This window comes from Alcanivorax hongdengensis A-11-3 (genome assembly GCF_000300995.1).
Classification (GTDB): domain Bacteria; phylum Pseudomonadota; class Gammaproteobacteria; order Pseudomonadales; family Alcanivoracaceae; genus Alcanivorax; species Alcanivorax hongdengensis.
The window spans coordinates 108,901-130,796 of sequence record NZ_AMRJ01000005.1; the positions used below are offsets into that span (position 1 = coordinate 108,901).

Below are 21,896 nucleotides of genomic sequence, written 5' to 3' on the forward strand. Positions count from 1 at the left end.
GGCTTGCGGCTACACTTGGGCCGATTCGGACAAGGGGTAAAACATGAATCCAAACTTCCTCGAATTTGAACAACCCATCGCGGACCTGGAAGCCAAAATCGAGGAATTGCGTCTGGTCGGCAGTGGCAGCGAAGTGAACATCTCCGAGGAGGTGAGCAAGCTGCAGGAAAAGAGCATCAGTCTGACGGAGACCATTTTCTCCAGCCTGACGCCGTGGCAGATCTCGCAACTTTCCCGTCATCCCAAGCGCCCCTACATGCTGGATTACGTCAAACGCATTTTCGGCGATTTTGACGAACTGCACGGTGATCGTGCCTTTGCCGATGATCCGGCCATCGTCGGGGGTATTACCCGACTGGATGACCAGCCGGTAATGGTTATCGGTCACCAGAAGGGCCGGGAGGTCAAGGAAAAGGTGCGCCGCAATTTCGGCATGCCCAAGCCGGAGGGCTACCGCAAGGCCCTGCGCCTGATGGAAATGGCCGAGCGGTTCCGTATGCCGGTGCTGACCTTTATCGACACCCCGGGGGCCTTTCCCGGTATTGATGCCGAGGAGCGTGGCCAGTCCGAAGCGATTGCCCGCAACCTGCGGGTCATGTCACAGCTGAACACGCCCATCATTGCCACCGTGATTGGCGAGGGCGGCTCGGGCGGGGCGCTGGCCATTGGTGTCTGCGACCATCTGCAGATGCTGGAATTTTCCACCTACTCGGTGATTTCCCCGGAAGGTTGCGCCTCGATTCTCTGGCGCAGCGCCGACAAGGCACCGGAGGCCGCCGAGGCCATGGGCCTGACCGCCGGGCGTCTGCACGAACTGGGCATAGTCGACCAGGTCATCAAGGAGCCCCTGGGCGGTGCCCATCGAGACTATGACCAGACGGCCAGGGCCATTCGCAAGGCGCTCAGTAAACAGCTGGCGACCCTGGGCGAAATGGATACCGACGCGCTGTTGAGTCGCCGTTACCAGCGTCTGATGAGCTACGGCAACGTCACCAGCGATCCCGCTGACGAGTAATGATCCCCGACGCCCGCACGCTGGCTGGCCAGGCCCCGGACGGGCCCCTGCTGCTGGCCTTTAGCGGCGGGCTGGATTCCACCGTTCTGTTGCATCTGTTGACCCGCGCCGGCCTGGGGCCGCGCCTGCGGGTGGTGCATATCAACCATCGTCTGCAGGCCGACAGTGATCACTGGGCGGCGTGCTGTCGCGAACGTGTCACGGCCCTGGGCCTGGCCTTTGAAATGGTGACCGTGGCGGTGGATACCGGCAAGGGGATGGAGGCCGGTGCCCGCGAGGCCCGTTACCGGGCCCTGGAGAGTCTGGCCGACGGGGCCACCGTTGTCACCGCCCACCACCGGGATGATCAGGCGGAAACGTTGCTGCTGCACCTGCTGCGAGGCACCGGTGTTGCAGGCCTGGGCGCCATGCGTCCCCTTCATCGGCGGGGCACGCTGCAAATATGGCGGCCGTTGTTGGCGTCCCGCCGGGACGAGCTGCTGGCCCTGGCCGAGCGTCGGCAGCTGCAATGGATTGAGGACCCCAGCAACCGGGACCTGGCGCCGCGCCGCAACTTCCTGCGTCATCGGGTGCTGCCGCTGTTGGCCGAGCGCTGGCCGGCGGTGGTGGAGACCCTGGCGCGCAATGCCCGCCACCTTGAGGAAGCCGGCTGGCTGCTCGATGAGCGTGCCGAAGAGGATGCCGAGGCGGTGGCTCGCGGCGAGACACTCAAGGTGGCGCCATTGCTGGCGCTATCCGGTCCGCGCCGGCGCAACCTGTTGCGCTGGTGGTTGCGGCGCGAGGCAAGCCAGGCCCCTTCGGCGGCGGTGCTGGCGCAGATCGAGGATCTGCTGGCCGCGCCGGCGGATCGTCAGGCCCGGGTGGAGTGGGGCGGTTGGCAGCTGCGCCGTTTTCAGGGCCAGCTGTATCGTCTGCGCCTGTCGGCACTGGCACCGTTGCGCGGCGAGCAGGCCTGGCAATCTGAGCAGGGCGCCTGCCAGCTAGGCGCCTGGCAACTGCGGCCCGGTACCGGGGCGGTGCCGGTGCCGGTGCCGCCGGGACGCTTGATACTGAGACCCTTCCGGGGCGGCGAGCGGTTGCGGCGCAATGGCATGCACCAGCAGGTCTCCGAGCTGTGGCGCGCCGCCGGCGTGCCACCCTGGCAGCGTCGCCAGTGGCCTCTACTGTACCGGGATGAGGAGCTGGTCTGCGTGCCCGGGGTGGGGCTGGCCGATAGTGTCGCCCCGCAGGACTGCCAGCTTTGGCATTTATCGCCGATTGAGGCGATTGCCGATTGAGGCAGCAGGGGGGTTCTGTTAATATTTCCTCCCGTCCTGATGTAGCGCAATTTCCTGAAATTTCAGGAATAACGGTCATTCTTTGCGCAGCTGGCCAACCCGATCCAAGAACACCCTTGCCCGTTTTCACGAGCAAGGTGTTTTTTTTATTGGGCCACGCTGACAAACTTGATCGGCGCTATTAACCCACTAGCTATCTGGTGTGTGCATGTCTCGTTTCATCTTTGTCACCGGCGGTGTGGTGTCGTCCCTGGGTAAGGGGATTACCTCCGCGTCTTTGGCCACGCTGCTCGAAGCCCGTGGCCTGAACGTCACCCTGATCAAAATGGATCCCTACATCAACGTGGATCCGGGCACCATGAGCCCCTACCAGCACGGTGAGGTATTCGTGACCGAGGACGGCGCGGAAACCGACCTGGACCTGGGCCACTACGAGCGTTTTATTCGCACTCGCCTGAGCCGCCGCAACAGCTTCACCACCGGTCGCGTCTACCAGGACGTGCTCGACAAGGAACGCCGCGGTGAGTATCTGGGTGCCACCGTGCAGGTGATTCCGCACATTACCGACGAAATCAAGCTGAAGATCCGTGAAGGCGCCGGCGATGCCGACGTGGCGATCGTGGAAATCGGCGGTACCGCCGGTGACATCGAGTCCCTGCCGTTCCTGGAGGCGGCCCGGCAGATGCGCGTGGAGCTGGGTTCCAGCCGTTCGCTGCTGGTGCACCTGACGCTGGTGCCCTATATCGCCACCGCCGGCGAGATCAAGACCAAGCCCACCCAGCATTCCGTGAAGGAGCTGCGCTCCATCGGCCTGCAGCCGGACGTGCTGGTGTGCCGGGCGGATGACCCGATTCCCCAGGGCGCCCGGGAAAAGATTGCCCTGTTTACCAATGTGGAAGCCCGGGCGGTGATTTCTGCGCCGGACTGCAAAACCATCTACCAGGTGCCCCGTGTGATGCACGAGCAGGGCCTGGATGCCATCGTGGTGGAGAAATTCGGCCTGGATCTGCCGGAGCCGGACTTGGGTGAGTGGGACCGGGTGGTGGAAGCTCAGCTCAACCCGGAAGAGGAAGTGACCATCGGCATGGTGGGCAAATACATCGAGCTGGTGGATGCCTACAAGTCTCTCAACGAGGCGCTGATTCATGCCGGTATCAGTAACCGGGCCAAGGTCAGAATTCTCTATCTGGATGCTGAAGAAATTGAACGCGACGGCACCGACGTGCTGGCGCAGCTGGATGCCATTCTGGTGCCCGGTGGCTTCGGGGATCGCGGCACCGAGGGTAAGATTGCGGCAATCCGCTATGCCCGGGAAAACAAGGTGCCCTACCTGGGCATCTGCCTGGGCATGCAGCTGGCGGTGATCGAGTATGCCCGCGACGTGGCCGGCATCAGCCAGGCGCATTCCTCCGAACTCAAGCCCGATACCCCGGACCCGGTGGTGGGCCTGATCACCGAGTGGACCGCCGAAGACGGCCACAAGGAGCAACGTTCGGCGCAGTCCGACCTGGGTGGTACCATGCGTCTGGGCGGGCAGGAATGCCAGTTGGTGGCCGGTAGCCTGGCGGCTGATTGCTATGGCAGCACCAGCATTTTCGAGCGCCACCGCCACCGTTATGAAGTGAACAACAATTACCTGCCGCAGCTGGAAGCGGCGGGGCTGAAAATTACCGGCCGGTCCCATGACGGCGAGTTGGTGGAAGTGATAGAGGTGGGTGACCATCCCTGGTTCCTGGCCTGCCAGTTCCACCCGGAGTTCACCTCCACGCCCCGTGATGGCCATGGCCTGTTCAAGGGCTATGTGGAAGCCGCCCTGGCTCACAAGCACAGCACTAAGGAGTAGTGATCCGTGAGTAACCAGAAGACCATTCGCCTTAACGGCCTGGAGTTCGCCAACGACAAGCCCATGGCATTGTTCGGTGGCATGAATGTGCTGGAATCGCGCGATATGGCCATGCAGGTGGCCGAAGCCTATGCCGAGGTGACCGGCAAACTGAATATCCCCTGGGTATTCAAGGCCAGCTTTGACAAGGCCAACCGTTCCTCGCTGAATTCCTACCGTGGCCCGGGCATGGACGAGGGGCTGAAGATCTTCGAGGAAGTGAAAAAGACCTTCAATTGCCCGGTCATCACCGACGTGCACGAGCCCTATCAGGCGGCACCGGTGGCCGAAGTGTGCGACATCATCCAGCTGCCGGCCTTCCTGGCCCGGCAGACCGATCTGGTGGTGGCCATGGCCAAGACCGGGGCCATCATCAACATCAAGAAACCCCAGTTTCTGGCGCCCCACGAGATGGGCCACATCCTGCACAAGTGCGAGGATGCCGGTAACGACCAGTTGATCCTCTGTGAGCGCGGCTCCTCCTTCGGCTACAACAACCTGGTAGTGGACATGCTCGGCTTCGGCATCATGAAGCAGTTCCAGTACCCGATTTTCTTTGATGTGACCCACGCCCTGCAGAAGCCGGGTGGGCGTGCCGACAGCGCGGATGGTCGACGTGCCCAGGTGGCCGAGCTGGGCCGTGCCGGTATCAGCCAGGGCATTGCCGGGCTGTTCCTGGAGGCGCACCCCGACCCGGATAATGCCAAATGCGATGGCCCCTGCGCCCTGCGACTGGATCGCCTGGAGCCATTCCTGGCGCAGATGCAAACCCTGGATAATACCGTCAAGGCACTGCCTGACTTTGATAACCATTGATTGAGCGGCTGCCGGCGCGCAGCCTGAACGGAATCAACACCCAGTTAAAGAGAGATTGACTGTCATGTCCAAGATCGTTGACATCAAAGCCCGCGAGATCCTCGATTCCCGTGGCAACCCCACCATCGAAGCCGATGTGATTCTGGAATCCGGTGCCAGCGGCAGTGCCTGTGCACCCAGCGGTGCCTCCACCGGCTCCCGCGAGGCGCTGGAGCTGCGTGATGGCGACAAGGCCCGTTACCTGGGCAAGGGCGTGACCAAGGCTGTGGGCAACGTGAATTCCACCATCCGTGAGCTGCTGGTGGGCATGGAAGCGTCCAATCAGAAGGGCATTGACCAGGCCATGCTGGATGCCGACGGTACCGAGAACAAGGCCAACCTGGGCGCCAACGCCATCCTGGCCGTGTCGCTGGCCACCGCCAAGGCCGCCGCGGCGGATCAGGGCAAGCCGCTCTACGAGTACATCTCCGACCTGCAGGATGATGACAACGAATACTCCCTGCCGGTACCGATGATGAACATCATCAACGGTGGCGAGCACGCTGATAACAACGTGGATATCCAGGAATTCATGATTCAGCCGGTGGGCGCCCCCACCGTGGCGGAAGCCATTCGCTATGGCGCGGAAATCTTCCACGCCCTGAAAGGGGTGCTCAAGAAGCGCGGCCTGAATACCGCTGTCGGTGATGAAGGTGGCTTCGCTCCGGACCTGCCCAGCAACGAGGCGGCCCTGGAAGCGATCATGGAAGCCATCGAGATCGCCGGTTACAAGGCCGGAGAGGACATCACTCTGGCGCTGGACTGCGCTTCCAGTGAATTCTACAAGGACGGCAAGTACGTGCTCGCCGGCGAAGGTCGCACCATGAGCAGCGAGGAATTTGCCGACTACCTGGCCGAGCTGTGCGACCGTTACCCGATTATTTCCATCGAGGATGGCATGGACGAGTCCGACTGGGACGGCTGGAAGGTGCTCACCGAGAAACTGGGTGACAAGGTGCAGCTGGTCGGCGACGACCTGTTCGTGACCAACACCAAGATCCTCAAGCAGGGCATTGATCAGGGCGTGGCCAACTCCATCCTGATCAAGTTCAACCAGATCGGCTCCCTGACCGAAACCCTGGATGCCATCAAGATGGCCAAGGATGCCGGTTATACCGCGGTGATTTCCCACCGCAGTGGTGAAACCGCCGACAGCACCATCGCCGACCTGGCTGTGGCCACCGCCGCCGGCCAGATCAAGACCGGCTCCCTGTGCCGTTCCGACCGGGTGGCCAAGTACAACCGTCTGATCCGCATCGAGCAGGAACTGGGCCGTGCCGCTTATCACGGTCGCAAAGAGTTCAAGTTCCTCGGCTGATCATGATCGCCGCGGGGCCTGACACAGTCACAAGCCGGATGCACCGGGAGGCGGTCTCATGAAGCTGTCCCCCGGGCGTCAGGTGGTGCTGGCCCTGCTGGCGCTGTTGTTTGTCGGCCTGCAGGCTCGCCTGTGGTTCGGCGAGGGCAGCCTGCGCCATGTTTCGGCGCTAAAAACCCAGGTGGCGGACCTGAAAGAACAGAACGCCAAACTTGCCGAACGTAACCGTCTGATGGCTGCGGATGTGAAAGACCTGAAGCAGGGCACCGAGGCGGTGGAGGAAATTGCCCGCAAGGATCTGGGCATGATTCGTGATGGCGAGACCTTTTTTCTGATCATGGAAAAACCCAAACCGTGAGCCGTTCCGTGATTCGCGGCCCTCTTTATGCCGTTGTCCCTGCTGCCGGTGTTGGCACGCGCATGGGGGCCGGCCTTCCCAAGCAGTACCTGACCCTGGATGGCCGGACCCTGGCCGAGCATACCCTGCAGCGTTTGCTGGCCTTTGCGCCGCTTGAGGCGGTGGTGGTGGCGGTTTGCGACGAAGATCCCTGGTGGCCGACGCTGCCGGTGGCCGGCCACCCGCGAGTGCAAGCGGTCACCGGCGGTGCCAGCCGGGCGCATTCCGTGCGCGCCGGTGTGGCACGGGCCCTGCAACTGGGTGGCGAGCAGGCCTGGGTGCTGGTCCATGATATGGCCCGGCCTCTGCTGCGCCTGTCGGATATCCAGCGACTACTGGAACAGTGCGGCCCGCAGGGGGCCATCCTGGCCAGTCCGGTGGTGGATACCATCAAGCAGGCCGACGCTGACGCGCGTATTGCCGCCACCCTGGATCGCCGTCATATCTGGCGCGCCCTGACGCCGCAACTTTTCCCGGCGCGGGCGCTGCTGGAAGCCCTGCAGGACGACCCTGACAGCCTCACCGATGAGGCGTCGGCCATGGAGCGCCAGGGATGGAAGCCGGCACTGGTGGCTGGCCACGGGGATAACATCAAGATCACCGTGCCGGAGGATCTGGCCCTGGCGCGGTTTTATCTGTCGCAACAACAGGAGACATGGTCGTGAGGATGCGGATCGGTCAGGGCTTTGATGTGCATGCCTTTGAAGAGGGCGACCATGTGATGCTCTGCGGCGTGCGCATTGCCCATGACCGTGGACTCAAGGCCCATTCCGATGGCGATGTGGCCCTGCATGCGTTATCCGATGCCTTGCTGGGCGCCCTGGCACTGGGTGACATCGGCCACTATTTCCCGGATACGGATCCGCAGTGGCAAGGAGCCGATTCGGCCGTGCTGCTGACGCGTGTCTATCAGGATGTCACCGCGGCCGGCTGGCGACTGGGCAACGCGGATCTGACGCTCATCTGCCAGGCCCCCAAACTGGCGCCGCATATTGTTGCCATGCGTGAGCGACTGGCGGCCTTGCTCGACTGCGCGCTGGACCAGGTGTCGGTAAAGGCCACCACCACCGAAAAACTCGGTTTCACCGGTCGCCAGGAAGGCATTGCCGTGCAGGCGGCTGTCCTGCTGGAGCAGCCATGACACTGCCGCGGGCCCACGGCGGCGCTTCCTGCCTGGGGCGGATCAAGACCGAGCCGCAGGATTTTCGTGTTCTGGAGCAGATGCATGTGCCGCTGGACGGCGACGGTGAGCACCTCTGGCTGCATATCGAGAAGACCGGCTGGAACACCGAGGATGTGGCGCTCTGGCTGGCAAAAGAGGCGGCTGTTCATCGCCTGGCCGTGGGCTACAGCGGTCTCAAGGACAAGCACGCGGTGACCCGGCAATGGTTCAGCCTGCATTTGCCTGGCAAGCCGGACCCGGAATTTCACTGGCCGGCGGGCCTGTCTTCGCTGCAGGCCGTTCGTCACCGCCGTAAACTGAACCGGGGTACCCATCGGGCCAACGCCTTCCAGTTGTGTGTGCGTGATCTGCATGGTGACACGGGGCGTCTGGCCGGGCAGCTGGCGGCGATAGATCAGCAGGGTGTTCCCAATTACTTCGGTGAACAGCGGTTCGGGCGCCTGGCCAGTAACCTGGAAAGGGGCCGGCAATGGCTGCTCGGCGGTGAGCCGCCGCGCAAGAAAGCGCTGCGGGGAATCTGGTTGTCCGCCGTGCGCAGCGATCTGTTCAATCGTGTGCTGGCCGCACGGGTGGAGCAGGGTGCCTGGGCGGCGCTGTTGACGGGCGATATTCTGCAGCCCGATGGCAGTCGCGGATTGTTCATGGCCGATGACGAGCCGCTGGCGGGGCAGCGGGTTGCCGCCGGTGAGGTTCATCCCACCGGCCCTATGCCGGGCGTGCCGGGCATGGCATCATCGGGCGCTTGCCGGGAGCTGGAACAGAGGATACTGGCCCCGCATCAGGCTTTGATTGACGGTTTGTGTGCACAGGGGGTCGAAGAAGCCCGCCGTGCCACGCGCTTGCCGGTACGGGACTTGCAATGGCAGCAGCAGGGGGACCAGCTGACACTGTCATTCGTGCTGCCGGCCGGTGCCTTTGCCACCACGGTACTGGCCGAACTGGTGACGCCCCCCGACACCGCGTAATACAACGTTTTGTGAATTCGGCGTTTCGAATTCAGGCTTGGCAGGAAAGACGACAACACGATTATGGACATCCAATTGAGCGGTATCGGCATGACGTCCGCGCGCACCCGGGAACGACTGGTGCGACGTTTGCGCGATGTCGGCATCGGTAATGAACAGGTGCTGGAGGTGATCCGCAACACGCCTCGGCATTTGTTCATCGAAGAGGCCCTGGCCCACCAGGCCTATGACGACACGGCATTGCCCATCGGCCACGGGCAGACCATCTCCCAGCCCTGGGTGGTGGCAAGAATGACGGAACTGTTGATCGCCAAAAAGCGTCCCAACAAGGTACTGGAGATCGGTACCGGCTGTGGCTACCAGACTGCAGTGCTGGCGCAGTTCTGTGACGAGCTGTATTCGGTGGAGCGTATTCGCCCGTTGCAGGATCAGGCGCGCAAACGCTTGCTGCAGCTGGGGCTGGCACGGGTGCAGTTACGGCATGCGGATGGCGGTTTCGGCTGGAGTGCCCAGGCACCGTTCGATGCCATTCTGGCGGCCTGCGGTCGGCCCGATATTCCCCAGGATCTGCTGGCCCAGCTGGCCGATGGCGGGCGCCTGGTCATGCCGGTGGGCAGTGATGGCCGGCAGCAACTCACGGTGGTGGATCGCGAGGGCGATCAGTATCACACCCAGACATTGGATGCCGTGCGCTTTGTGCCTTTTCAGCGCGGTGTTCTCTAAACAGGACTGACCAACACGATGATTCGCTTGGGGGTTTATTTTCGCGGCATGTCCATGGGGGCAGCCGATCTGGTGCCCGGCGTGTCCGGCGGCACCATGGCGCTGATCACCGGCGTTTACGAGGAACTGATCGATACCCTGGGGGGGCTGGGACCACACCTGCTGGGTGTCTGGCGCCGTGAGGGACTGGTGGCCGCCTGGCGGGCGGCCAACCTGACCTTTCTGGTGACCTTGCTGGCGGGCATCTTTACCAGTGTGGCGCTACTGTCTCACCTGATTACCTGGTTGCTCGATGATCACCCGGTGCCGGTCTGGGCCTTCTTCAGCGGCTTGATTCTGGCCAGCATCGCCCTGGTGCTGGCGCCGTTGCGGCAAAGAGGGTTGGCCCAGTGGCTGGCCTTGCTGGTCGGTATTGGCGCCGCACTGGCCATTGCCCTGGCGCCGGGTATTGATACCGTGGATGCGCCGGTCTGGGTGTTCTTTGCCAGTGGGGCGCTGGCTATCTGTGCCATGATCCTGCCCGGTATTTCCGGCAGTTTTATCCTTCTTTTACTGGGCATGTATCAGCCGATTCTGGAAGCTGTGAATGCCGGTCGCTATCTGCATATTCTGGCGTTCCTGGCCGGCTGTGCCACGGGCTTGCTGAGTTTTGTGCACCTGCTCAAGTGGCTGCTGCATCACTACCATGACACCCTGATGGCGCTACTGGCCGGGTTCATGGGCGGTTCGTTGCTGGTGCTGTGGCCCTGGCGCGAGGCCGGCGAACATGGGCAGCGTGGTGACTGGCTGACGCCCGGACAATATGCCCACCTTACCGGTCTGCCGGCGCAGGTCTGGCTGGCGGCATTGATGGTGGCCGTGGGCGTGCTGGCCGTGTGGCTACTTTATCGGGCCGCGCCTGTGCATAATGTGGCGCAGCAATCATCTCCCTGACCCGAACATGGCGGTGAGGGGATAGGCAGGAGGGAGCCATGACAGACACCACCGGTTACCGGGCTGGCATGCATTGATGCGGTTAGCGGTCACGGTTCTGATAATCTGTCTGCTCAGCGCCTGCACCGCCGGCGGGGCGCCGGTGGTGGATATTTACGGGCAGTCTTCCAAGCCACAAAAAGTGACCAGCGGCACCCACCGGGTGCGTCAGGGAGAGACCCTCTATTCCATTGCCTGGCGTTACGGCTGGGACTACCGGGCCTTGGCAAACGCCAATGATATCCCCGCGCCCTATACCATCTATCCCGGACAGCTGATCTCCCTGGCCGGTCATGGCGGTGATAGCCGGCCGGTGACCCGCCACCCTTCGCCGTCCCGTGACGATAGCAAACCGGCGCCCGCCAAACCCGAACCCAAGCCCAGTGCCAAACCCCGGTCGACCAGCAAACCGGCGCCTGCGCCGGCATCCAGCGGCAGTGGTCTGGTCAGCGGGCCGATCACCTGGCGCTGGCCGGCCAGCGGCAAGCTGGTGGAAACCTTTTCCGGTGATGCCCACGGCCAGAAGGGCATTGCCATCAGTGGCGCCCAGGGGGCGCCGGTGATTGCGGCGGCGCCGGGGCAGGTGGTTTATCGAGGCAGCGGGCTCACCGGTTACGGGAATCTGCTGATCATCAAGCACAATGACCGCTGGTTAAGTGCCTACGCACACAATGATAAAATGCTGGTCAATGAGGGGCAGGCGGTCAGTGCCGGACAACAGATTGCCACCATGGGGGCCAGCGGTACCTTTCGGACCCAGCTGCACTTTGAAATTCGTCGCGACGGCAAACCGGTTGATCCGTTGCACTATTTACCCAAGCGTTAAGGGATTACATGACTGCGGATGTAAAACGCGATCACCGGCTGTTGATCACCGCCGGCCTGGCTTCCGTGTTGACGGCCATTATCCTGATTGCCGCCAAGGCGGTGGCCTGGATGATGACCGGCTCGGTGAGTCTGCTGGCGTCGCTGGTGGATTCGGTGATGGATTCCATTGCATCACTGATCAATTTTGTCGCCATTCGTTATTCGCTGGTGCCGGCGGATGAAGAGCACCGTTTCGGGCACGGCAAGGCCGAAGCGCTGGCGGGGCTGGGGCAGGCGGTTTTTATCTTCGCTTCGTCGGTATTTCTGTTGGTCCAGGCGGTGCAGAAACTGATGGAACCGGTGCCGCTGAAAGCCACCACGGTGGGGGTGGCAGTCATGGTGTTTTCCATTGTCATGACACTGTTGTTGCTGATGATTCAGAAGTACGTGGTGCGGCAGACCGGTTCCACGGCGATTGAAGCCGATTCCCTGCATTACCTGTCTGACCTGTCGGTGAATGTGGGCATTATCCTGGTGCTGGTGCTGTCGCCTCTGGGCTTCGACTGGCTTGATGGGCTGGTAGCACTGGGCATTGCACTTTACATCCTGCGCAGCGCCTGGCAGATCGGTTTCGAATCGGCCCAGTTGCTGCTGGATCGGGAAATTCCCGGCGATGTCCGTGAGGTGGTGGGCGCCATTGTCGCCGAGCACGAACTGGCCCTGGGCTTTCATGACCTGCGCACCCGGCAGTCCGGGCGCACCCAGTTCATTCAGCTGCATGTGGATATGGACCAGAACCTGTCATTGCTGCAGGCCCATGGCCTGGCGGAAAGCATCGAGATGCGCATCCGTGAGCAGTTCCCCGCAGCGGATGTGATCATCCACCAGGATCCGGTGGCAGTGGGCCCCCACGTCAGTGTGGATGAGCGACTGATATGAACCTGGCTGTGCCCTGCGGTCAAGGGCACCTGTCCGGGTAAACACATTGTATTCATGCGGGCTTTTCACTAGCGTTAGGTCTCTTGCCTAGCGAGGGACTCAGCATGAATTCCGTTAGCCCGGCGCGCCAGGTTTCCCGCACCCTGCAACAGGGGTTCGGCCGGCGCCGTTTTCTCAAATGGACCCTGATGGGCGGTGCCGGCGTGGCGGCGGTGGCCGCCGGCGGGTTTGCCCTGTTACGCCGTTCTGCGCTGGATGATCAGCCGGTTCCCGCCGATATCAGCGGCTTGAGCCACAGCGAATACCATCTCTTTGCGCGCTGCCAGCAGGTGCTGCTGCCCACCGAGGGCACCGAACTCCACCCCAGTGATTCCCTGCCCGTGGTGGCCAATGTGGCCGCCATTTTGTCGTTCATGGCGGCGCCGGTTCGCAAGCAGCTGGGCATGGGGCTGTCGTTGTTCGATAACGCGGCGGTGTTCAGTCATGGTTGCCGTTTCGTGGATCTGGATGACGACAGTGCCCGGCGCTATTTTGATCAATGGGGGCAGGGCGCCGTGATCCAGCGCACCCTGGCCACCGCCATCAAGCAACTCACCTATACCGCCTACTGGCGTGAGCCGGCCACCTGGCCGGCGGTGGAATTTGACGGCCCGGTAACAGACAAATGGGGGCTGGCCTATCTGGGCAATGCGCCCTTGCCGCAAGAAGACGGGGAGGGCCGTGTATGAGTATGGCATCCATGCCGGCGTCCGGCCTGGCCGTGATCCAGGCCAGTGATATCAGCGAAAAGAACCTGTCACTCAGTGCCGATGTGGTGGTGGTGGGCTCCGGCGCCGGCGGCGCGGTGACCGCCTATGAGCTGGCGCGTCGCGGCAAGAAAGTCATTGTGCTGGAAGCCGGCCCCTATGTGCCGTCCCAACAGTTTACCGAGCGTTTTGCCGACAGCCTGGAAACCCTGTATCAGGATCATGGTGGCCAGACCAATGCCAGCGGTGATCTTCTGGTGCTGCAGGGTGCCTGTGTGGGCGGCTCCACGGTGGTTAACGGCTGTGTCTGCTTCCGTACGCCGGATTTCATCCTCAAGGATTGGCAGCAGCGTTTCGGTCTCACCGATCTGACCAGCGATACCTTGGCGCCGTATTTCGAACGGGTGGAAAAAAACCTTTCCATCCACGATAACGCCGAATATGAAATTGCCCGCCATGGCCAGCTGATTCGTGCCGGCGCCAACAAGCTCGGCTGGTCGGTGAAACCGTTACGACGCAATATCCGCCAGTGCGGCCTGACAGGCCACTGCCTGTCCGGCTGCAAGAGCGAACGCAAGCAGTCCATGTTGGTGACCTATCTTCCCTGGGCAGCTGCCCATGGTGCCCGTATCTACGCCGACACCCGGGTAGAGCGCGTGACGACCGAGCAGGGGCGGGCCAGCGGTGTGCAAGCAACGGTGGTGGCCCACGACGGCACGCCAGTGGCATCGATGACGGTGAAGGCGTCCCAGGTGGTGGTGGCCGCCGGTGCCGTGCAGACGCCATTGCTGCTGCAGAAGAGCCAGATTGCCAACCGCTCCGGTCAGGTGGGCAAGAACTTTGCGTGTCACCCGTCGCTATATGTGCCTGCGCGGTATCCGGAGCCGGTGCATGCGTGGCGGGGTGCCCTGCTGGGTGTTTATATCGATGAATTTCTCAGCCCGGAGAAGGGCGCTTTCGTGATCGAGGATGGCGGTTCCGGGCCGGTGGAAATGACCATGGCGGCGGAGCCGGGCACCGGCAAGCCGTTTATGGACTACATGGCCAATGCCAAGTATCTGGCGGGGCTGGTGACCCTGATACATGATCACAATGTGGGCACCATTCACTGGGATGGTGAGCAGAAGAAGATCGACTATCAGCTGGCGGATGCGGACTTTCCGTCCATGCAGCGGGCCCTCAAGGCAGCGGCCAGACTGCATCTGGCATCCGGCGCCGAGGAGGTTTACGTGCCCTCCAGTGACCGGCGGGTAATCCGCTCCGAGGCGGACATCGATCCGATGGTGGACAGCCTGGAAAATCTGCCCCAGCACCTTCGCATGGTCAGTTATCACCCGCAGGGAAGCTGTCGCATGGGCAGTGATCCGGACACCAGCGTGGTCAACGACAAGGGCGAAAGCCACGACGTGCCCGGCCTCTACGTGGCCGATGCCAGCCTGCTGCCCACCTCCATCGTGGTCAATCCGCAGGTTACGGTATACGCGCTGGCCACCCGCATTGCCGAGCATATGGCAAAGGCCTGAAGGGGGTTGACCCCAGGGCCGGCCTTGTCGGCTTTTTAAGTCCCCGTTCCATGGCGTCGGGGACTTTGGTGTTTGTAACGGTTTGTTATAGACTCTCAGGGATAAGGGGCATAAACCGGCTCCACCAATAACAACAAGGGCCACCAAGGCCAGCCCAGGAGAGGGTCCATGAAGAACAACAAGCATCCTGCACTGCCGGGTTTTATGGCAGGGCTGGAGCCGCTTAGCCGCCGGGGGTTTTTGCGCGCCACCGCGCTGACCGGCGCGGCATTCACCGCCGGCTGTGCTCACCTCATGGGGCGCCGGGATGCGCCGCAAGCCATTCAGTATCGCAGCCTGCAGCCGGATGAGGCAGAAGTCCTGACGCGGCTCACCGAGGTCCTGCTACCGACCCAGTCCATGGGTTTGCCTTCCAGCACCCAGGTGGTGCCCACCGTACAGAATATTGACGCCATGGCGGCACGCATGCCGGACCAGACTCGCGACCTGCTGGGGCTGGGCATCTGGGTGTTCGATCGCCGCCCCATGGTCAGTTTCAAGTTCAGCCGCTTTACCAGCCTGTCCGATGACAAGGCCCTGGCCTATGTGAATGCCATGCAGGATGGCCCCTTCTTCGAGCGCGGCCTGATGACCACCCTGAAAGCGTTGGTGACCCTGAATTACTGGCGCGATGAACGTACCTGGCCGGGGCTGGAATACAGTGGCCCGGTTTCCGAACTGTGGGGGATTCGCCGGCTCGGCAACGCCCCGCTGCCACGGGCCTGAGAGCGGAGTTGATATGGCTTTTGTAACTGTCGCCCGTGATGGCGTACCGGTCACCCAGGCGCGGGATGTGGCCCTGGATGCCACCCTGGGCAAGAACTTTACCCTGAAAACCGATGTGGTGGTGGTGGGCTCCGGTGCCGCCGGTGCCCTGGTGGCCTACGAGATGGCCAAGGCCGGCCGGGATGTGCTGGTCCTGGAAGCCGGTCGCTATTACCCCAGTGCCCAGTTCACCGAGCATTTGGGCGACACCATGACCAAGATCTATCAGGATCAGGTCGGGCAGGTGAATACCACCGCCGACGTGATCTTTGTGGGCGGCGCCTGTGTGGGTGGTTCCACCGTGATCGGTGGCTGTGTCATGCAGCAGCCGTCCGATGCGGTATTTGATGGCTGGGCCAAGCGCCATGAACTGCCTCAGCTGAGCGCCGAAAACATCAAACCCTATTTCGACAAGGTGGGCGAGCAGCTGCATGTGCATACCAACGAAGCCCACGAGATCAACGCCTGTGCCCACAAGGTGATCCAGGGCTGCGAGAAGATGAAATTCTCGTGGAAACCGGCCCAGCGCAACGTCAAGCAATGTGCCCTTACCGGCCACTGCCTGGCGGGCTGCCCGTCGGATCGCAAGATGAGCTCGCTGGTGACGCACCTGCCCTGGGCGGCAGCTTATGGGGCGCGGGTCTTTTCCGACACGGAAGTGGTGCGGGTGCTGACCCGCAATGGTCGGGCCAACGGCGTGGAAGCGCGTATCACCGACCCGGATAGCGGTGCCCATGTGGCCGACATGCGTGTGGATGCGGATATCGTGGTGCTGGCCGCCGGCGCCATCCAGACGCCGCTGATCATGCAGCGCAGTCAGCTCAAGGACACCAGCGGCCAGATTGGTCGCAACATGACGGTGCAGCCCTTTACCCAGGTGCTGGGCAAGTTCCCGGAGCCGCTCTATGGCTTCCGCGGTGCCCTGGTGGGTGTCTATGTGGATGAGTTCACCGAGACCGATGGCTACATGATTCTGTCCGGCCTGGCCGAGCCGGAGTCGTTGCTGGCCCAGGGGGACATGCGTGCCGGCAAGGCGCACCTGGAATTCATGAAGGACTACAAGTACTACGCCGGTGTGAATGCTTTCAGTGTGGATTCCGGCCGTGGCTACGTGCAGTGGGATGGCGACCCGTACAACGGCGACAAGACCATTCACTGGAATCCCAACCATGAAGAATTCGAGAACATCAAACGTTCCGCCGCTCTGGCCGCGCGGATCTTCTTCTCGGGCGGGGCGGAGAAAGTCTTCCTGCCGACCTTCCAGAGCCTGGAAGCCGATTCGGTGTTCAATCTGGATGCCCAGCTGGACAAGGTGGATTATGGCCTGAAGGGCATGTACACCTTCCGTGCCAACAGCTTCAGCCCCCATGGCACCTGTCGCATGGGCGCCGACCCCTACCAGTATGTAGTCGGGCCCAATGGCGAGACCCATGGCACGGCGGGGCTGTTCGTGGCGGATGCCAGCCTGATCCCGGAACCCCTGGTGGCGCCGCCCCAGTGGACCGTGCAGGCACTGGCTCAGTACGTCAGCGACCGTATCAACCAGCGTGCCGACAGTCTGTTCCTGTCCTGATCGGCGGTCACCGAATACACAAACAGGCGCGCCTCCGGCGCGCTTTTTTTATCGATTGTGAATAATGGCGTGATAGGCCCTGAAGTTGGCCACATTGATCCTGTTACCCTGTGCCGCCGCCTGCTAATACTGGATAGGCAATATTCGTTGGGGCATAACCCGAAGTGCGGGGAGCTTTTCCGTCCAGCAGTGTCACTGGCTGTTGATATAGAATGACGGGGCGGTATCCCGGCGGATACGATCGCATGAAACCCTTCATTGTGCGGCTGTCATCGCGGACAGGTTTTCGCCGGCCCCGAAATCTGATTAACAGGAGAACTGATATGGCGGGCTTTGAATTTGCCACCACCCACCGTGTGTTGGTCGAGGCCGGTGCCGCCGGGCGCCTGCCGGAACTCAGCCGGCAACTGGGTGCCAATAGGGTGCTGCTGGTCACCGATCCGGGGATTCGCCGTACCCCTTTGCTGGAGCCGGTGATCCGCGCCTTTGAGCAGGCGGGGATGCCGTTGCATGTGTTTGACCAGGTCAGCGCCGATCCCGCCGATACCGTGGTGCAGGCAGCGCTGCAGCAGGCCGGCGCCGTGCAGGCCGACCTGGTAATCGGTTTCGGTGGTGGCTCATCCATGGATGTGGCCAAGCTGGTCGCCCTGCTGGCCGACCCGCGTAGCCACCAGGCGCTGGAGGAGATCTATGGCGTGGGCGTGGCTGAAGGGCCGCGCCTGCCGCTGATTCAGGTGCCCACCACCGCGGGTACCGGTTCCGAGGTGACACCGGTGGCCATTGTGACCACCGGCGCCACTACCAAGGCCGGCGTGGTATCACCGGTGCTGCTGCCGGACCTGGCGGTACTGGATGCCGAGCTGACGCTGGGCTTGCCCGCGCCGGTGACTGCGGCCACTGGCATCGATGCCATGGTGCACGCCATCGAAGCCTATACCAGCGCGCACAAGAAAAACCCCTATTCGGACATGCTGGCCCGTGAAGCGCTGCGCCTGTTGGCTGGCAACCTGTCGGAGGCGGTACACAATGGTAGCAATACGGCCGCTCGCGAGGCTTGCCTGTTGGGCGCCATGATGGCCGGTCAGGCTTTTGCCAACGCCCCGGTGGCTGCCGTTCATGCGCTGGCCTATCCGCTGGGCGGGCATTTCCATATTCCCCATGGCCTGAGCAATTCGCTGGTATTGCCGGAAGTGCTACGCTTCAACGCCCCCCAGGCTGCGGCCCTGTACGCCGAGCTGGCGCCAATTCTCAGTGACGAGCCGTTCAGCACGGCAGAGCAGGGGGCCGCTACCTTGATCGACGCGCTGGATGCGCTGATCGCGGATGTGCAGTTGCCAGTGCGCCTGCGCGATGCCGGCGTTACCGAGGACAGCCTGGAGACGCTGGCGGCGGATGCCATGTTGCAGCAGCGGTTGCTGGTCAATAACCCCCGTGAGGTCAGTGAGGCGGATGCCCTGGCCATTTACAAGGCAGTCTATTGATGAGTGAGCAGAAAGCCCGGCCCGGTCGGGAGCAGTACGGTTACCTGTGCCCGGTGGACAGCCGCTGGCGCGACAATGATATCTACGGCCATATCAACAATGTGGTCTATTACAGTTACTTTGACTCCACCATCAACCGTTACCTGATTGAGCAGGGCGGGCTGGATATTCACGATGGTGAGGTGATCGCCTACGTGGTCAGCTCCGGTTGTGATTATTTCGAGGCAGCGGCCTATCCACAATCACTGGCCGTGGGCATGAAGGTCGATAAACTGGGCAACAGTTCGGTGCGCTACGGCCTGGCTCTGTTTGGTGAGCAGGGATCGGCCAAGGCCACCGGCTTTGTGGTACATGTTTTCGTCAACCGTGACAGTGGCCGGCCGGTGCCGATTCCGGAGAGGCTGCGTGAAGCGCTTGCGGCACTGCAGTCGCTGTAGCCGCATCGGGATAGCACAAAAAAGCCCGGCATTGCCGGGCTTTTTTGTGCATCACTTTCCCCGTCAGTTGGGGAAGAAGTTCAGCTTGTAGTCACCTTTCCAGGTTTCCACTTTCATGGCGCCGAAGTTCATCTGTCTGGCCACCAGCATGATGCGGTGTTCCAGTTTCGCATCACCCAGCTGGCTGGACTTGATGCTCACTTTCAACACTTCACCACTGGGCGCGATCTCCAGATACAGCACCACGGTACCCTGCAGGGCCGGGTTGCTGCGCAGGGCACGCTGGTACTGGCTGTTGAACTTGCCGGCATAACGGTCAAACACACGGCGCAGCTGTTCCTGGGTACGGCGGCTCTTGCCATCGCTGCCCTTGCGGCTGGTGCTGGCTGCCTGACCGGCCTGGGCGATCTTGCTGTCGACCTTGCCCCCACCCACGGTACCGGCGGACAACTTGCCGCCGCCACCGCCACCGCTGGAAGCTCTGGCAACAGAGACGCCTCCGGAGCCGCTGCCGGCCCGCTTGCCGATCAGGTCACGCTGGGCCTTGGCTTCGGTATTGCCACCGGTACGCAGGCCGGAACCGCTGCTGACCACGGGACCGATATCATCCAGGCCGCTGAGGGCATCGCCGATGTCCTCGTTCAGTCGGGCCTTGGCCTTTTCATGGGCTTGCTCGCGTTGCTGCTCCTTTACCTCCGGCTCGGGTTTGGGTTCCGGCTTGGGTTCGGGTTTAGGCTCGGGTTTCGGCTGCTCGGGCTTTTCCTTCTCCGGTTTTTCCTTTTCAGGTTCCGGTTCGGGCTCCGGCTCCGGCGGCGGTGGTTCCTTTTTCTTCTCGATCACCAGCTGAGCCAGACGCTCGGGAATTTTCTGCTGCTCACGACGATCCTGCTTTTCAATGGTGATGGAATTGACCAGCACAATGATCAGCAGCGCCAGCAGCAGCAGGGCGATGACGATACCGTAAAGGCGGGTGTTTTCCCCCTCTTGCTTGTCCCAGGGCAGAGTGCCATCAATCAGGATGCGCAGTTTGTTGTTATTGTTCTGCGTCATTCGTCTTCCTCCTCTGCCACTTTCAGTACAGCGAAGGACACCTTGGTATAGGGCGTTTCCATGCAGCTACGCATGAGTTTCTTGATCACGGCGTAGGGCACGCTCTTGTCACCAAGGATCATGACTTCCTTTTCGGCGCTCTTGTCAGCGGCCAGGCTCTGTGCGGCACGGTAGTTAAGCTCGTCAACCAGTGCCTGTACCGTGCGTGAGTCCTGCTGACGCACCTCGTCGGTGCTGGCGATTTTCTGGCCGGCAACGATCACGTCCCGGGCGCTGACCTGAATGGTCAGTACGTCCTTGGGCATTTCCTGCGCGGTGGACTCGGGCAGGGTGATGTCCTTGTTGTCAGGCAGTTTTGCCGCATTGTTGTTATTGACCAGCAGAAAGATCAGCAGGATGGTGAAAATATCCATCAATGCGGTCAGGTTCAGCGTGGCCACCGCCTTGTGGCGGCCATGGTGGCGGTCCATGCGGCGGGCGCGGGCGGATTTCTTCATGCCTCACCTCCCAGGCTGGCCGTGCGGTCCGGCGGTGCGGTACCGATGCTGATGTCGGGGAACAGTTCCTGCTTGATGGGCTGACCGTTGATCTCCTTGCTGTAGAGACGGACCGCGTCCATGGTGTGAATCATGTCCTCGTAGGGGGTGTCATCTTCACACAGCAGGGTGACGGCGGTGACCTTGGGGAACTTGCCTTTCAGTTCCACCAGAAAATCATGCAGCGCCAGGGCATCGTGCTTGTCGTCCTTGTTCTTGACGATTTTCAGCACCGCACTGCTGCTGCGGTCCACCACTTCATAGCGGTCGGTATAAATCAGCACTTCCAGCGTCAGTTTTTCTTTTTCGTTTTCCGGGGTGGGCGTACTGCTGTCATTCACCGCGGGCAGATTCAGCTGCAGGATGGAGACCTGCGCGAAAACCGCGTTGATCAGCAGAAAAGGAATCAGCACTACCATCAGATTGAGAAAGGCAGTGATGTTCAGTTCCACCTCGGTGTCGTGCGAACGTCGTCTGCGAAATCGCATACCAGATCCTTACACCAGGTTGGCGAAAACAAGAGGAGGGCGCTTACTGGCCGTCGTTCTTGCGCTCTTGCTGGGCGGATACCTGGCGGAAGACGTTAACGAATTTCACCGAGGCCATTTCCATGCTGTCGATCAGTTTGCCGGTCATGGAGTTGATGAAGGCGTAGGCCAGCAACATGGGAATCGCGGCAATCAGGCCGAAAGCGGTGGTGTTCATGGCAACGGAAATGGAAGCGGAGAGCAGGTCGGCCTTTTCTGCCGGGTCGGCGCTGGCGACGGCGGTGAAAGCGCTGATCAGACCGAGAATGGTCCCCAGCAGGCCGAGCAGGGTGGCGATGTTGGCAAAGGTGGCAATGTAGGGGGTGCGGGTTTCCAGGCGTGGGATGATTTCCATCAGCCCTTCTTCCATGGCCAGTTCAATATCGTCGTGGCGGCGTGCGGTCTTGGCGCGCTCCAGGCCATAGCCAACCACCTTGGCCATGCCGGTCTTGCTGTCGGAAACGTAGTCCAGGGCCTGGCGGAACTGTCCCTTGGCGATCAGCGGGTAGACGCCTTTCCAGACCTTCTGATTTTTCGCCTTGGTGCTTTGCAGGTAAATAATACGTTCAATACACAGGGCCAGGCCCAGTGCCAGTACCACCAGGATGGGGTACATGAAGAAACCGCCGTCCTGAATAAACTTGATAATTACGTGAAATACACCGGCGTCATGTGCGGCGGCAGCGGTTGTGGTGGCGGACATCGAAATCTCCTGACGATATTTCTTGTGTTGGCTTTAGTTATTCTCGGGGCAGAAGAACGGCGCGCTTGCCTGATTCTCTGCCTCCCCCTTGAAAGCAGCGTTGTATCAGAAAAACAACATAGTTGCATCTGATACGAAATCGGTAGTTGAACCCGCTAGCAGAAAAACGGGTTCATCAAAATT

The 21,896-nt window shown here is 61.7% G+C and carries 23 protein-coding genes; 19 read left to right on the top strand and 4 right to left on the bottom strand.

Annotated features, from left to right (window positions below; all coding sequences use genetic code 11):
• Window positions 1-43 precede the first annotated feature (43 nt).
• The 19 genes from A11A3_RS05510 to A11A3_RS05600 all read left to right on the top strand — a co-directional run bounded on the left by A11A3_RS05510 (window position 44) and on the right by A11A3_RS05600 (window position 18,897).
• Window positions 44-1,015 (top strand): acetyl-CoA carboxylase carboxyltransferase subunit alpha, encoded by a 972-nt coding sequence (locus A11A3_RS05510; RefSeq protein ID WP_008928282.1) that lies wholly within the window; start codon window positions 44-46, stop codon window positions 1,013-1,015.
• A complete protein-coding gene (gene tilS / locus A11A3_RS05515; RefSeq protein WP_008928283.1) occupies window positions 1,015-2,292 on the top strand; it encodes a tRNA lysidine(34) synthetase TilS in 1,278 nt (425 codons plus the stop codon). The genes A11A3_RS05510 and tilS overlap by 1 nt, the downstream gene beginning before the upstream one ends.
• Before the next feature lie 208 nt (window positions 2,293-2,500).
• The gene (gene pyrG / locus A11A3_RS05520) at window positions 2,501-4,135 is read left to right on the top strand and encodes a CTP synthase (RefSeq protein ID WP_008928284.1); all 1,635 of its coding nucleotides are present in this window, start codon (window positions 2,501-2,503) and stop codon (window positions 4,133-4,135) included.
• Window positions 4,136-4,141: 6 nt separating this feature from the next.
• Window positions 4,142-4,990, top strand: coding sequence for a 3-deoxy-8-phosphooctulonate synthase (kdsA, locus tag A11A3_RS05525; protein ID WP_008928285.1), 849 nt, complete (start codon window positions 4,142-4,144; stop codon window positions 4,988-4,990).
• 64 nt (window positions 4,991-5,054) lie between these two features.
• On the top strand, window positions 5,055-6,347 hold the full coding sequence (eno, locus tag A11A3_RS05530; RefSeq protein WP_008928286.1) for a phosphopyruvate hydratase: 1,293 nt from the start codon (window positions 5,055-5,057) through the stop codon (window positions 6,345-6,347).
• A 58-nt stretch (window positions 6,348-6,405) separates the two neighbouring features.
• Complete coding sequence (locus tag A11A3_RS05535; protein WP_008928287.1) at window positions 6,406-6,705, top strand: FtsB family cell division protein; 300 nt, start codon at window positions 6,406-6,408, stop codon at window positions 6,703-6,705.
• A complete protein-coding gene (ispD, locus tag A11A3_RS05540; RefSeq protein ID WP_040296748.1) occupies window positions 6,702-7,409 on the top strand; it encodes a 2-C-methyl-D-erythritol 4-phosphate cytidylyltransferase in 708 nt (235 codons plus the stop codon). Before A11A3_RS05535 ends, ispD begins: the two co-directional genes overlap by 4 nt.
• Before the next feature lie 2 nt (window positions 7,410-7,411).
• Window positions 7,412-7,885: a 2-C-methyl-D-erythritol 2,4-cyclodiphosphate synthase gene (gene ispF, locus A11A3_RS05545; protein WP_008928289.1), complete on the top strand. Its 474-nt coding sequence runs from the start codon at window positions 7,412-7,414 to the stop codon at window positions 7,883-7,885.
• The gene (gene truD, locus A11A3_RS05550; protein WP_008928290.1) at window positions 7,882-8,892 is read left to right on the top strand and encodes a tRNA pseudouridine(13) synthase TruD; all 1,011 of its coding nucleotides are present in this window, start codon (window positions 7,882-7,884) and stop codon (window positions 8,890-8,892) included. The genes ispF and truD overlap by 4 nt, the downstream gene beginning before the upstream one ends.
• A 63-nt stretch (window positions 8,893-8,955) precedes the next feature.
• A complete protein-coding gene (locus A11A3_RS05555) occupies window positions 8,956-9,615 on the top strand; it encodes a protein-L-isoaspartate(D-aspartate) O-methyltransferase (protein WP_008928291.1) in 660 nt (219 codons plus the stop codon).
• An 18-nt stretch (window positions 9,616-9,633) separates the two neighbouring features.
• Window positions 9,634-10,548 (top strand): DUF368 domain-containing protein, encoded by a 915-nt coding sequence (locus A11A3_RS05560; RefSeq protein ID WP_008928292.1) that lies wholly within the window; start codon window positions 9,634-9,636, stop codon window positions 10,546-10,548.
• Window positions 10,549-10,624: 76 nt separating this feature from the next.
• Window positions 10,625-11,413, top strand: a complete 789-nt coding sequence (locus A11A3_RS05565) for a peptidoglycan DD-metalloendopeptidase family protein (RefSeq protein ID WP_008928293.1) — start codon at window positions 10,625-10,627, stop codon at window positions 11,411-11,413.
• Window positions 11,414-11,421: 8 nt separating this feature from the next.
• Window positions 11,422-12,333: a cation diffusion facilitator family transporter gene (locus A11A3_RS05570; protein WP_008928294.1), complete on the top strand. Its 912-nt coding sequence runs from the start codon at window positions 11,422-11,424 to the stop codon at window positions 12,331-12,333.
• Window positions 12,334-12,437: 104 nt separating this feature from the next.
• The gene (locus A11A3_RS05575; RefSeq protein ID WP_008928295.1) at window positions 12,438-13,061 is read left to right on the top strand and encodes a hypothetical protein; all 624 of its coding nucleotides are present in this window, start codon (window positions 12,438-12,440) and stop codon (window positions 13,059-13,061) included.
• Window positions 13,058-14,602 (top strand): FAD-dependent oxidoreductase, encoded by a 1,545-nt coding sequence (locus tag A11A3_RS05580; protein WP_008928296.1) that lies wholly within the window; start codon window positions 13,058-13,060, stop codon window positions 14,600-14,602. Before A11A3_RS05575 ends, A11A3_RS05580 begins: the two co-directional genes overlap by 4 nt.
• 168 nt (window positions 14,603-14,770) lie before the next feature.
• Window positions 14,771-15,367, top strand: coding sequence for a twin-arginine translocation signal domain-containing protein (locus tag A11A3_RS05585; protein WP_008928297.1), 597 nt, complete (start codon window positions 14,771-14,773; stop codon window positions 15,365-15,367).
• A gap of 13 nt (window positions 15,368-15,380) precedes the next feature.
• A complete protein-coding gene (locus A11A3_RS05590; protein ID WP_008928298.1) occupies window positions 15,381-16,979 on the top strand; it encodes an FAD-dependent oxidoreductase in 1,599 nt (532 codons plus the stop codon).
• 323 nt (window positions 16,980-17,302) lie between these two features.
• Window positions 17,303-18,460, top strand: coding sequence for an iron-containing alcohol dehydrogenase (locus A11A3_RS05595; protein WP_008928299.1), 1,158 nt, complete (start codon window positions 17,303-17,305; stop codon window positions 18,458-18,460).
• The gene (locus tag A11A3_RS05600) at window positions 18,460-18,897 is read left to right on the top strand and encodes an acyl-CoA thioesterase (protein WP_008928300.1); all 438 of its coding nucleotides are present in this window, start codon (window positions 18,460-18,462) and stop codon (window positions 18,895-18,897) included. Before A11A3_RS05595 ends, A11A3_RS05600 begins: the two co-directional genes overlap by 1 nt.
• Window positions 18,898-18,960: 63 nt before the next feature.
• Here the strand turns inward: A11A3_RS05600 and A11A3_RS05605 are convergent, their stop codons facing one another.
• From A11A3_RS05605 to A11A3_RS05620, 4 genes are read right to left on the bottom strand one after another with little or no spacing between them, the layout of a single operon-like run.
• Complete coding sequence (locus tag A11A3_RS05605) at window positions 18,961-19,947, bottom strand: AgmX/PglI C-terminal domain-containing protein (RefSeq protein ID WP_008928301.1); 987 nt, start codon at window positions 19,945-19,947, stop codon at window positions 18,961-18,963.
• Window positions 19,944-20,444, bottom strand: coding sequence for an ExbD/TolR family protein (locus tag A11A3_RS05610; RefSeq protein WP_008928302.1), 501 nt, complete (start codon window positions 20,442-20,444; stop codon window positions 19,944-19,946). Before A11A3_RS05610 ends, A11A3_RS05605 begins: the two co-directional genes overlap by 4 nt.
• Complete coding sequence (locus tag A11A3_RS05615; protein WP_008928303.1) at window positions 20,441-20,971, bottom strand: ExbD/TolR family protein; 531 nt, start codon at window positions 20,969-20,971, stop codon at window positions 20,441-20,443. Before A11A3_RS05615 ends, A11A3_RS05610 begins: the two co-directional genes overlap by 4 nt.
• Window positions 20,972-21,014: 43 nt before the next feature.
• The gene (locus A11A3_RS05620; RefSeq protein WP_008928304.1) at window positions 21,015-21,713 is read right to left on the bottom strand and encodes a MotA/TolQ/ExbB proton channel family protein; all 699 of its coding nucleotides are present in this window, start codon (window positions 21,711-21,713) and stop codon (window positions 21,015-21,017) included.
• Window positions 21,714-21,896 lie beyond the last annotated feature (183 nt).